Source organism: Rubellimicrobium roseum, from assembly GCF_006152145.1.
In the GTDB taxonomy this organism is placed as follows: domain Bacteria; phylum Pseudomonadota; class Alphaproteobacteria; order Rhodobacterales; family Rhodobacteraceae; genus Rubellimicrobium; species Rubellimicrobium roseum.
Window position 1 is genome coordinate 1 of sequence record NZ_VDFV01000076.1, and the last position, 12075, is coordinate 12075.

Annotated in this window: 10 protein-coding genes; 5 read left to right on the top strand and 5 right to left on the bottom strand. The window is 66.5% G+C overall.

The window, feature by feature from the left end; all coding sequences use genetic code 11:
* Positions 1 to 54 precede the first annotated feature (54 nt).
* The 4 genes from FHG71_RS21795 (at position 55) to FHG71_RS21810 (ending at position 5130) form a co-directional block, all read left to right on the top strand.
* Complete coding sequence (locus FHG71_RS21795; RefSeq protein ID WP_139083803.1) at positions 55 to 1122, top strand: hypothetical protein; 1068 nt, start codon at positions 55 to 57, stop codon at positions 1120 to 1122.
* Between the two features lie 369 nt (positions 1123 to 1491).
* On the top strand, positions 1492 to 2442 hold the full coding sequence (locus FHG71_RS21800) for a TAXI family TRAP transporter solute-binding subunit (RefSeq protein ID WP_176559570.1): 951 nt from the start codon (positions 1492 to 1494) through the stop codon (positions 2440 to 2442).
* Between the two features lie 121 nt (positions 2443 to 2563).
* Positions 2564 to 4702, top strand: a complete 2139-nt coding sequence (locus FHG71_RS21805) for a TRAP transporter permease (RefSeq protein ID WP_139083804.1) — start codon at positions 2564 to 2566, stop codon at positions 4700 to 4702.
* The gene (locus tag FHG71_RS21810) at positions 4699 to 5130 is read left to right on the top strand and encodes a DUF1850 domain-containing protein (RefSeq protein ID WP_139083805.1); all 432 of its coding nucleotides are present in this window, start codon (positions 4699 to 4701) and stop codon (positions 5128 to 5130) included. The genes FHG71_RS21805 and FHG71_RS21810 overlap by 4 nt, the downstream gene beginning before the upstream one ends.
* Before the next feature lie 74 nt (positions 5131 to 5204).
* Here FHG71_RS21810 and FHG71_RS21815 read toward each other — a convergent pair whose 3' ends face one another.
* The 5 genes from FHG71_RS21815 to FHG71_RS21835 are packed head-to-tail and all read right to left on the bottom strand — an operon-like array spanning position 5205 to position 9713.
* A complete protein-coding gene (locus FHG71_RS21815; RefSeq protein ID WP_139083806.1) occupies positions 5205 to 5894 on the bottom strand; it encodes an ABC transporter ATP-binding protein in 690 nt (229 codons plus the stop codon).
* Entirely contained in the window at positions 5891 to 6643 is a 753-nt protein-coding gene (locus tag FHG71_RS21820; RefSeq protein WP_139083807.1) for an ABC transporter ATP-binding protein, read from the bottom strand. Before FHG71_RS21820 ends, FHG71_RS21815 begins: the two co-directional genes overlap by 4 nt.
* Entirely contained in the window at positions 6640 to 7617 is a 978-nt protein-coding gene (locus FHG71_RS21825; RefSeq protein WP_139083808.1) for a branched-chain amino acid ABC transporter permease, read from the bottom strand. Before FHG71_RS21825 ends, FHG71_RS21820 begins: the two co-directional genes overlap by 4 nt.
* Complete coding sequence (locus FHG71_RS21830; protein WP_139083809.1) at positions 7614 to 8534, bottom strand: branched-chain amino acid ABC transporter permease; 921 nt, start codon at positions 8532 to 8534, stop codon at positions 7614 to 7616. Before FHG71_RS21830 ends, FHG71_RS21825 begins: the two co-directional genes overlap by 4 nt.
* A gap of 42 nt (positions 8535 to 8576) precedes the next feature.
* Complete coding sequence (locus FHG71_RS21835; RefSeq protein WP_139083810.1) at positions 8577 to 9713, bottom strand: ABC transporter substrate-binding protein; 1137 nt, start codon at positions 9711 to 9713, stop codon at positions 8577 to 8579.
* A 341-nt stretch (positions 9714 to 10054) separates the two neighbouring features.
* On the opposite strand from FHG71_RS21835, the gene FHG71_RS21840 reads away from it, so the two are divergent.
* On the top strand, positions 10055 to 11734 hold the full coding sequence (locus FHG71_RS21840; protein WP_139083811.1) for a BCCT family transporter: 1680 nt from the start codon (positions 10055 to 10057) through the stop codon (positions 11732 to 11734).
* Positions 11735 to 12075: the final 341 nt, after the last annotated feature.

Sequence of the window (12075 nt, forward strand, 5' to 3'; positions counted from 1 at the left end):
TCGCCGCATCCACACCGGGGTCCCTCTTGAACGCCGATCCAGGGTCCCGATCCCGTGCCGATTGACACCTCAGACCAACTCCGCGAGGAGTGGATCGAGATTACGCGGAATGCCATCGACGCCGGCAACCAGGCCCAGTGCCAGACCTACTACGACCAGGCGGTGACGGAGCTCGCGCAGCTCGGCAGTGACGGCGCGCCTGAGCAGACGGGCGACGAGCAGACCCAGCAAGCGCAGGCCCAGCCGCAGACTGGCGAGCAGGTCGGGACGCAGACCGCCCAGACCGAGGGCGGAGCCCAAGGATGTGAGGCTTTGGAGGCCCTGACGGCCGAAGAGGCCGACCGCCTGCGCGAAGAGTGGATTGCCGAGGCAGAGCAGGTGATCGAGGCGGGCGACGCGGCCCAGTGCCAGGCGCTTTTCGATCAAGCGAGCGCCGAGCTGGCGCCGCTGGACACCGGACAACAGGTCCAAGACGGCGCAGCTGTGGCGGCAGAGATCGTCGTGGTCCAGCCCGATGCAGAGGTCCAAGTCACCCAACCGCCGCCCGAGGTGACGGTGACCAATCCCCCGCCGGAGGTGACGGTGAACCAGGGGCAGCCGCAGGTGCTCGTGCGGCAGGCACCGCCCAATGTGCGGGTCCAGGTGCCCCAGCCAATCATCACCATCGAGCAGCCGCCGCCGGAGATCATCATCACCATGCCCGACCCGCAGGTCGCGGTGACCAACCCCGAGCCGCAGGTCGAGGTGCGGCAGGCGCAGCCGACAGTGCGCGTCGAGCAGCCCGAACCCCAGGTGCGGGTCGAGCAGGCCGAAGGCGGCGACGGGCAGGCCGACGTGCAGGTCCAGCAGTCGGAAGAGGCCCAGGTGCTGTTGACTCAACCGCAGAGCGATCCTCAAGTCGAGGTCACCCAGCAGGAGCCGGTGGTGACGGTCGAACAGGCCGAGCCCAACGTTACTGTTGAGCAGGTCGGCGAGGCCGAGGTGCAGTTCAGCCAGACGGGCGAGCCGGTCATCACCTTCCAGCAAGGCCAAGGCGGGGTACAGAACGAAGACCCCACGCAGGACCAACCAAATGCGGAGGGCGACTTGGACGCTCAGCAGGAGGTCGAGGTGGACCAATAAGAGTATCTCGGCGATCAGCCCAGACCGACCCTACCGGTCGGTTTGGGTCCTTCTGCGCCATCGAGGTACTCTCACTTCCATGAGCAATTGAGGTCGCCCGACTTCGTTGTGTGCTAAGCGTACGATAGGCTCATCCAGCCATGACCAGACCGACCCTTTGACGCTGACTGCATCATCGCAGTCGCGTGTCTTTGAGTATCGGGACGGGATGCAGTTGCGTCCTGACGACATCTTCGATCAGGAAGGCGTTTTCGTTTGCAGCATACAGAAGCCGTCGCCCAAGATCGACGCTGGCTGAATGACCGCTCGCCAGAAGGCGCGACTGACCTTTGGGATGCGTCTCGAGCTGACTAGGAGGAGAGAATGTCCATGCATATGGTCCAGGTTGCAGCAGGCGCTTTCGCCGCGGTGCTTGCCTACGGTCCCATCGCTGCGAAGGCGCAGGAGTTCGTCAACGTCCTGACCGGCGGGACCTCTGGCGTGTACTATCCGCTCGGCGTCGCCCTGTCCGAGATATACGGGACGGAGATGGAAGGCGTCCGCACTCAGGTCCAGGCCACCAAGGCCTCGGTCGAGAACCTCAACCTCCTACAGGAAGCTCGAGGCGAGATCGCCTTCTCGTTGGGCGACAGCTTGGTTCTGGGGTGGGAGGGCAACGAGGAGGCTGGTTTCCGCGAACCGTTAACCAAGCTGCGCCGGGTCGCGGCCATCTACCCGAACTACCTCCAGCTCGTCGCCACTGCGGATTCGGGCATCACGACACTGGCCGACCTCGAAGGGCGCACGCTGTCGGTGGGCGCGCCCGCCTCTGGCACCGAGCTCAACACCCGGGCAATCCTCGAGGCCGCCGGGATGAGCTACGACGACATGGGCCAGGTGCAATATCTGCCCTTCGCCGAATCGGTCGAGCTCATGAAGAACGGCCAGCTCGACGCCACGCTCCAGTCTGCGGGCCTGGGCGTCGCCTCCATCCAAGACCTCGCCACCACCAACCCGATCACCATCGTCGAGATCCCCTCGGATCTCGTCGGGAGCATCGGGGCGCCCTATGCCCCCGGCATCATCCCGGCGGGCACCTACGAGGGCCAAGAGGCCGACGTGGAGACCGCCACCGTCGTCAACTACCTCGTCACCCATGAGGACGTGCCCGAGGAGACGGTCTACCAGATGACCAAGCTGCTCTTCGAGAACCTCGACCGCATGACGGCCGCGCACAGCGCGGCGGCCGATATCGCCGTCGAGACGGCCGTGGACGAGAGCCCGGTCCCGTTGCACCCGGGGGCCGAACGCTACTACCGCGAGATGGGTCTGCTCAACTGAGCCCCTGCGCCGGAGCGACGGGGCGCCGGCTCGATGCCTTGGTGGCCACCTCGACCGCTCCGGCTCGATCAGCCCGGCGGCTTCGATCCGTCCTGCCCATGACCTGACCGAGAGGGCCAACATGTCGACATCCGACCTCGACGGGGTTCGGCAGCTTCCTCCCGACGCCGCGCTCCAGGCCGCAGCGGGCGACGGCTCTCCTGGGGAGGGTCTGGCAGAAGGATTCGGCGAAGGCTTGGCCGGCCGCGTGGCCTTCTGGATCGCCTTCGCCTTCACCGCCTTCCAGCTCTGGTCCGCCGCCTATGGCACGCTGCCAAGCCAGGTGGTGCGCGCCATGCACGTGGGCTTCCTCCTCCTGCTCGGCTTCGGGCTCATGGCCAACCTGCAGGCCCGGACGAGGCGGTCGAAGATCATGCTCTGGACCTTCGGCTTGGCGGGGTTCGGAGTGGGGCTCTACAACTGGGTCAACTACGTGCCCCTGCTTCAGCGGACGGGCTTCCTGACCACCCTCGACCTCATGGTCGGGACCGGGCTGCTGGTCCTTGTCTTCGAGGGCGCACGCCGCCTGATGGGCCTGCCGCTCGCCGTCATCGCCGGCGTCTTCCTGGCCTACTGCTTCTTCGGGCAGCACATGCCCGGCGCCCTCGTCCATCGCGGCTACGACTACGACCAGATCGTCGAGCACATGGCCTTTGGAACCGAGGGCATCTTCGGCACGCCGATCTATGTCTCCGCCGCCTACATCTTCATCTTCGTGGTCTTCGCAGCCTTCCTCGAACGGGCTGGCATGATCGCCCTCTTCAACGACGTGGCGCTCGGCCTCGTCGGCGGAGTCCGGGGCGGCCCCGCTCAGGTCTGCGTCCTGTCCTCCGCCCTCATGGGCACCATCTCGGGCTCGGGCGTGGCGAACGTCGTGGCCTCGGGTCAGTTCACCATTCCCCTGATGAAGCGTTTCGGCTTCCGGTCGGCCTTCGCGGGCGGCGTCGAGGCGACGTCGTCGATGGGCGGCCAGATCATGCCCCCGGTGATGGGAGCGGTCGCCTTCATCATGGCCGAAACCCTGAACATCCCCTACGCGGAGGTGGTCTTGGCGGCGCTGATCCCGGCGCTGCTCTACTTCGGGGTCTGCTTCTGGATGGTGTACCTGGAGGCTGGCAAGGCGGGCCTGTCCGGCATGGACAAGGCGGCGCTCCCCCGGCCCTGGGACGCGATCCGGACCCACTGGCCCTTGGTCCTGCCGCTTGCGGCGCTCGTCTACCTGCTCATGGCGGGCTACACCCCGATCTTCGCCGGCACCATGGGCCTTGCGCTGACCGTGGTTCTCATCCTCGGTTCGCCCATCGCGGCTCTGATCGGCCCCTTCGCCTTCCGGATCGTCTTCTGGATCGCGCTGGGCCTCGCCGCCGCGGCCTTCATGCGCTTCGGCGTCAACATCCTGGCACTGGTGATCGGCGGCCTCGTTCTGGCAACCCTGACCTTCAAAGGCGGCCGGGAAACCCTGCTGATCTGCCGCGACTCCATGGCCGAAGGCGCCAAGAACGCCCTTCCGGTTGGGATCGCCTGCGCCATCGTGGGCGTGGTCATCGGGACCCTGACGCTCACCGGCATCGCCTCCACCTTCATCGGCGCGATCATCCGCATCGGCGACGACTCCCTGTTCCTGTCGCTCCTGCTCACGATGCTGACCTGCCTCGTGCTCGGCATGGGGATTCCCACCATCCCCAACTACATCATCACCTCGTCCCTGGCGGGCCCGGCGCTCCTTGAACTCGGGGTGCCCCTGCTCGTCAGTCACATGTTCGTCTTCTACTTCGGCATCATGGCCGACCTGACGCCGCCGGTGGCGCTGGCCTGCTTTGCCGCCGCGCCGATGGCCAAGACCTCGGGGCTGCGGATCTCCCTCGAGGCCACCAAGCTCGCCACCGCCGGCTTCGTGATCCCCTTCATGGCGGTCTACACGCCGTCCCTGATGCTTCAGGACGGCGGGGCCATCGCGCAGGCCTACGGCTATCCGGTCGAGGTGGCCTATGTGCTGCTCAAGGCCTGCCTCGGCATCGCGCTCTGGGGGACCGCCTTTGTGGGCTTCTTCCTCCGGCCGATGAGCGCTCTGGAACGGACCGCCGCCTTCGTTGCGGGCGCGCTCCTCGTTCTGGCCGTGCCGCTCACCGACCAGGCCGGCTTTGCCTTGGCCGCAGCGGTGGTCGGCGTGCATCTCTGGCGGGTCCGCTCGGTCAGGGCACCGGGCGCTCCTGCGCCATGAGCCTCTGCCTGACGGCGGGGGGCGTGACCCTGGCTCTGGCCATCGAGACCTTCTCGTTGATCTGGGCGCATTCGGTCGAGAGGACCGATTGGCGCGAGGAATGGCGGGTGACCGAGGTGGGCCTCGTCATCGAGTCCGCTTCCATCGCAGGCTCGGGCGCTGGAATGGAGGTGCCAGAAGGTGCAGTGTTGCGAGATGGAGCCTGGCACTACCAGCCCGCGCTGCCGCCACAGGCCGAGGTTATCTTTGCTGACGCAGGACGGGAGACTGGGGACTGGCGGCTCTGCGAAGGCAACGTGTGCCGCGACGTGGGCGACCTCGTGCCAAGCAGGGGCGATCAAGTGACTCTGAGGGCCTGCGGACTGTCGGGCATGAAGCTCTCCGAAGTCTCCTCCGCGCATGCCTCTGGTCGCCGCCCTACCAAGTAGGCTCTGCTGACTTTCCTCGCCCGCGCGGGAGGCACCTGATGCAGGCGTGACGTGTCCCGCTTGTCTGTGGAAAGTTAAACACCCAAGTAGCGTTCACTCACCTCGCCTGTGAGATCCCGAATGGACCCCGACCAGACGGTGGAGCCTCGCTCTATGACCACCGCCCGGTCGGCGATTGTTGCGAGTTCCCGAAGCGACTTGTCCACCACAAGGATGGCGACCCCGGTCTCCTCTTTGAGGCGGCGCAGGGCCGCCCAGATCTCCTGGCGCACGACCGGCGCAAGTCCCTCGGTCGCCTCATCGAGGATCAGGAGCCGCGGGTTGGTCATTAGCGCCCTCGCAATAGCGAGCATCTGCTGCTCGCCGCCTGACAGCGAGGCGGCGCGCTGTCCGAGCCTTTCGCCCAGTCGAGGGAAGAGCGCCACCGTGCGGGGCAGCGTCCATTCCCCCGGCCGCGCCGCGGCGATCAGGTTTTCTTCCACCGTGAGTGGAGCGAAACAGCGTCGCCCTTCCGGCACCAATCCGACGCCAGCCCGGGCGACCCGGTGCGCCGGCCAGCTCGCCATGTCACGCCCGTCGAAGCGGACAGCACCGCCGGAAAGGCCAATCAGGCGGCAGATGGCGCGGATTGTCGTGGTCTTGCCCATCCCGTTCCGGCCCATCAGAGCCATGACCTCTCCTGGCCCTACCTCGATCGAGACGCCGAAGAGCGCCTGACTTGGGCCATAGGCGACACAGATGTCCTCGACCGAGAGCAGGCTCATGCCGCGTCGTCCCCGAGATAGGCGATGCGGACGCGAGGGTCGCGGCGGATGTCCTCGGCCGTGCCGGTGGCGATGATCTCGCCATAGCAGAGCACACTGATCCGATCGGCGATGGCGAAGACCGCATCCATGTCGTGCTCCACGAGCAGGATCGGCGCCTCCTCGCGGAGCCGGTCGAGGAACCCGGTCAGTCGCCGCGAGCCTTCGGCACCGAGCCCGGCCATGGGCTCATCCATCAGGAACGCCCTGGGCTCCAGCGTCAGAGCGACGGCGACCTCGAGGAGCCGGCGCTGGCCGTGGGACAGATCCGCCGTCCGCCGGTCCGCTTCCTCGACAAGGCCGACCCGTTCGAGCGCCGCCCTCGCGAGCAGGGCGAGGTCACGGTCGCACAGGGCGGACCGGAACAGGCGCATCACTTGGCCCGACCGGCCGACTGCGCCCAGCAGGGCGTTCTCCAGAACGGTCAGCTCCATAGCGAGTGAGGACACCTGAAAGGTCCGTCCAAGCCCCTTCCGCGCCCGTCCCACGGCGTCGAGACGCGTCACGTCCTCGCCACCGAGAAGAACGCTTCCGGCGTCCGGCCGCAGGCTCCCGGCCGTGAGCCCGATCAGGGTCGACTTGCCTGCCCCGTTGGGCCCGATCAGCGCATGGATCTCGCCCGGCCGCAGGTCGAGCGTCACGGCCCTTGCCGCCTCGACCGCGCCGAACCGGCGGGACAGGCCGCGCAACTCGACCACCGGGGCGGTCACGACCGGCTCCCGGCCGTCAGCCCGCCGATCAATCCCCCCCGCGCGAAGAGCACCACAAGGAGGAGCGCCGCGCCCAGGAAGATCATCCAGTGATCCGACACGCCGCCCAGCCAGTGCTCGAGGAACACGAAGAGACCGGCCCCGACCACCGGCCCCAGCAGTCGTCCTACGCCTCCGAGGACGACGAGGACGATGAACTCGCCCGACAGATGCCAAGACAGCATTGCCGGGCTGACGAAGCGGTTGAGGTCGGCGAAGAGAGCTCCGGCGAGACCGGTGATCGCGCCGGAGATCACGAAAGCCACGAGCCGCAGGCGGTAGGGCTCGATCCCCACTGTTCTCACCCGCGCCTCACTTTGCCGCGCGGCCGAGAGCGCAAGGCCGAACGGCGAGACGGAGATCCGCCAGGACAGCAGGAGCGCGAGTCCGAGAAGGACGTAGCAGATGGCGAAGAAGGGGAGCGGCCGCAGCGTGTTGAGGCCGGGAAAGGCATTCCTGACATAGATCGACACGCCGTCCTCTCCGCCATAGGCCGGCAGCGCCACGGCGAAGTAGTAGAGCATCTGGCCGAAGGCGAGCGTGATCATGATGAAGTAGACGCCCGAGGTCCTGAGGCTGAGCGCGCCGATGCCGAGCGCTGCGAGGGCAGAGGCCACGACCGCGACGAGCCAGATCAGCGGCATCGAGGTCGTGCCCTGGATCGTGATCGGCCATGTCATCATCGGCGTGAAGCTCTGCGCGTGTAAGGCCAGAATTCCCGCCGCATAGCCGCCCACTCCGAAAAAGGCCGCGTGGCCTAGGCTCACCAGTCCGCCCAGGCCGAGCGCGAGGTTCAGCCCGACGGCGGCCAGCGCCAGGATCGCCGCGCGCGTGGCGAGCGTGATCATGAAGGGCGCCTCGGCCCAGAAGCCCCAGAGCGGCAGCGCGAGCAGCGCCCCAAGGACGAGCGCGTTCAGGTGCCGCTCCCGGATCATGTTGCCGCACCGAAGAGCCCGGTCGGGCGCACCACGAGCACCGCCGCCATCAGGATGTAGATCGCCATCGAGGCCAAGGCCGTGCCGACAATGTTGGCCGCGGAGGGCTCCATCACCATACCGAAGGCGAGCGGCAGCAGGAACCGCCCCAGCGTGTCCGTGAGCCCCACAAGGATCGAAGCCACGAAGGCGCCTCGGATTGAGCCAATCCCCCCGATCACGATGATGACAAAGGCGAGGATCAGGACCGGCTCACCCATGCCGACCTGCACCGACTGGAGGGCACCGACCAGCGCGCCGGCCAAGCCCGCCAGCGCCGCACCGAGGGCGAAGACCATCGTGTAGAGCCGGGCGATGTTCACGCCCAGCGCCGCCACCATCTCGCGGTCGGCCTGCCCGGCGCGGATGCGCACGCCTACCCGGGTTCGCGCGATCAGCCAGAACAGCGCCAATGCCACGGCGAGGCCTATTGTTATGATAGCCAGCCGGTAGCCTGGGTACGCGAAGCCACCGGGAAATGTGACAGGTCCTTTAAGCGGCGCAGGGATATCGAGGTACAACGGGAAGGAGCCGAACAGCCAACGCGTCCCTTCCGAGAAGATGAGGATCAGCGCAAAGGTGGCGAGAACCTGGTCGAGGTGGTCGCGCGCATAGAGCCTTCGGATCACGAGGGTTTCGACCAGCACCCCCGCGACGGCGGCGGCGGCCAGCGCCGCGCCAAGTCCGAGAAGGAACGACCCGGTCGCCCCAGCCACGGCTGCCGCCGCAAAGGCGCCGATCATGTAAAGCGACCCATGCGCGAGGTTGATGAGTCCCATCACGCCGAAGACCAGCGTCAGGCCGGCCGACATCAGGAACAGCATCACCCCGAGCTGGAGCCCGTTCAGGATCTGCTCGAGAAGGAGCGAAAGGCTCATGCAGCGGGACTCGGGGCGCCGGTCTGGCAGCCCCTTGTCAGTTCACATGGCGCAGTCGGCGGCATAGGCATCGGTGTGGTCCTCGAGCGCTGTGCCGATGATCCGGTTGGTGAGCACGTCGCCTTCCAGCACCACCTCGCGAACGTAGATGTCCTGAATGGGATGGTGGTTCGGCCCGAACTCGAAGTCGCCGCGGGTCGAGGCAAAGCCGGCCTCCCGCAGCGCCTCGCGGAAGGCGTCCATGTCCGCCACATCGGCCTTCTCCATGGCCGAGATCATGAGGTTCGCCGTATCAAACCCCTGGCTCGCATAGAGCGAGGGCAGCCGCCCGTACTCCGCCTGGAAGCTTTCGACAAAGGCGCGGTTCGCGTCGTTGTCGAGATCCTTGGACCATTGCGAGGTGTTCCGCGCCCCGAGCGCCGCCTCGCCCACCGCCCCGAGGATGTCCTGATCGAAGCTGAAGCCCGGGCCCACCAGGGGCAGGTCCACCCCTGAATCAGCGTACTGCTTGAGGAAGGAGATGCCCATGCCGCCCGGCAGGAAGAAGAACACGCTGTCCGCCGCGCTCGCCCGGATCTGAGCTATCTCGGCCGCATAGTCTGTCTGGCCAAGCTGGGTGTAGAGTTCGCCCGCCAGCTCGCCCTGGTAGAATCTCTTGAAGCCGGTCAACGCGTCCTGCCCCGCCGGATAGTTGGGCGCGAGGATGAAGGCCGACGAAAAGCCCGCCTCGTTCATGTGGGCTCCCGCCGCCTCGTGCAGGTTGTCGTTCTGCCAGGCGACGTTGAAGTAGTTCGGGTGGCACCCGGCCCCGGCGAGCTGCGATGGCCCGGCATTGGGTGACAGATAGAAGACGTCCTGATTGACCGCCGAAGGCACGACGGCCATCGCCAGATTTGAGAAGATGATGCCGGTCAGCACGTCCACGCCCTCGGACTGGATCAGCCGGTCCGCGAGTTGCACGGCGACGTCCGGCTCCTGTTGGTCGTCCTCGACCACGACCTCGATGTCGTCCCGCCCGGACTGCTTCACGGCCAGGAGGAAGCCGTCCCGCACGTCGAGCCCGAGCCCGGCGCCCCCGCCCGAGAGCGTGGTGATCATTCCGACCTTGAGCCCCTCAGCCGAGGCCCCGGTCACAAATGTGGCAAGCACCGCACCAAGCCCCAGAACACTCCTGACCATTCGTCCCTCCCATCGGGTTCATGGCTCGATGGTAAACGGGACGAAGCGAAATGGCAGAGGTTTTCCGCAGACCTCCGTAGCGTCGCTCGGATTTGTAGCCCTCATCCTCAGCTGCTCCTGAAGGACTGTGCTGAGGCACGGTTTCATCGGCGGGCGGATGTTGATATGGTCTCCACCCTATGGGGCCGATCCAGCCGTTGACGGCGATGAGTGGACCTGGCGCTTCGACGTGTCGCGTCGGCAGTACATAAAAAGTGATCTGGTCGAAGCGGCTCCCCTTTCGATGCCACCACGGACCATCCGCTCAGCCCCTCGGATCGAGGGAGCAAAGGAAAGAGCTCATGACACATTGGCCCGATCAGGCCGACGACCAGCCCACCGTCTCCGGCGCAGAGCGTCTCCGGGCACCCGAAGGTAAGACCGAGATCATCAAGACCTCCTACGAGATCGGGCAGGACAACATCGCCCGCAACGGTGTGCTGTCGTTCGACATCCACCAAGTGGTCTTCACCGTCTCGGCCCTCGCGATCGTCGCCTTCACAGTGCTGACCATGACCTTCCAGAACGAACTCGAGCCGCTGTTCGAGGGCCTGCGCGATTGGCTTACGGCCAACTTGGACTGGTTCTTCCTTCTCGCGGGCAACATCTTCGTTCTGCTCTGCCTTGCCCTGATCGCCACGCCTTTGGGCCGCGTGCGGCTGGGCGGGCCAGACGCCACGCCGGACTACAGCTACGTCTCCTGGTTTTCCATGCTCTTCGCCGCCGGCATGGGCATCGGGCTGATGTTCTACGGGGTCTCTGAGCCGCTGGGCCACTTCAGCGCAGCGTTCGGGGGCGTGACCACTGACGCGAGTGGCGCGCGCACCGACTGGGCGCCGCTCGGGGGTGCGGAAGGAGATCCTGTGGCCGCCCGGCGGCTTGGCCTTGCGGCCTCGATCTTCCATTGGGGTCTGCATCCCTGGGCCATCTACGCCGTCGTGGCGCTCGCGCTGGCGCTCTTTTCCTTCAACAAGGGCCTGCCGCTCACGCTGCGCTCCTGCTTCCATCCCATCCTGGGGGATCGGATCTGGGGCTGGCCGGGGCACGTGATTGACATCCTGGCCATCCTCGCCACGATCTTCGGGCTGGCCACGTCGCTGGGCATCGGCGCCCAGCAGGTGGCCGGTGGGCTCAACTTCCTCCTTGGCTTTCCGACGTCGAACCCCGCGCTGGCGCTCGTCATCCTCGTGATCACGGCCATCGCCCTGGCTTCGGTGGTGGCGGGGATGGACGCAGGGGTAAAGCGCCTGTCGGAGCTGAACCTGGGCCTCGCCGCGCTCCTGCTGCTCTTTGTCATCGTGGCCGGTCCCACGCTCGACATCCTGACGAGGTTCGCCCGCAACATCGGGGCCTATGTCACCTACCTGCCGGCGCTTTCCAATCCGTTCGGGCGCACGGACGACAACTTCCGGCACGGCTGGACGGCCTTCTACTGGGCTTGGTGGATCAGCTGGTCGCCCTTTGTGGGCATGTTCATCGCCCGCGTGTCCCGTGGACGGACGGTGCGGGAGTTCCTTGTGGCCGTCCTGCTCGTGCCGACGGTGCTGTCCGTGCTCTGGATGACGGCCATGGGCGGCACGGCCATCAGCCAGGTGCTGAACGACGGCTTCACCGGCGCGCAGGACGCGCCCTTGGAGCTGAAGCTCTTTGCCATGCTGACCCAGCTGCCCCTGACCTTCCTGAGCTCGCTCGTGGGCCTCGTGCTCGTGGTGGTGTTCTTTGTAACCTCCTCGGACTCGGGCTCCCTGGTGATCGACGCCATTGCCGCGGGAGGCAAGGTGAACGCGCCCACGCCCCAGCGAGTGTTCTGGGTCAGCTTCGGCGGGCTTGTGGCCATTGCGCTGCTTCTGGGCGGAGGCCTCGCCGGCTTGCAGGCCATGGCCGTCTCAACGGGTCTCCCGTTCACGGTGGTCCTGCTGGGTGCATGCTACGCCATCGTGCGAGGCCTGCTGAACGAGCCCCCTTTGAGGGGCCGATCCTGACCAGCTTTGATGCCGGAGACACTGAACCGGGCGGGTCGAGTTTTCAGGACGTACCTTTAGCTACCGATCCAAGTGGCTAGGCTGGTTGGGAGCTTTCCCCGGAGGTGGCGCTATCTGCTGGCGTTATCGTGGCGGGCGCCTGTAGGCAGCGGCTCCCTGGCTGTCCAGGGCACCGCCCAGCCTGCGCACCTGTTGCGGTCAGCACAAGCGAATGGGCTTGGTCTCAGAACCAAGCCGCGGCATCGGGCGTTCCCCTGTCAGACGATGTTCTTGAACTGGCCCCTGTTTCGACCGGACACCTGGGCATAACCATGGAGGCTTAGGCATAGCCCTAAGCACGT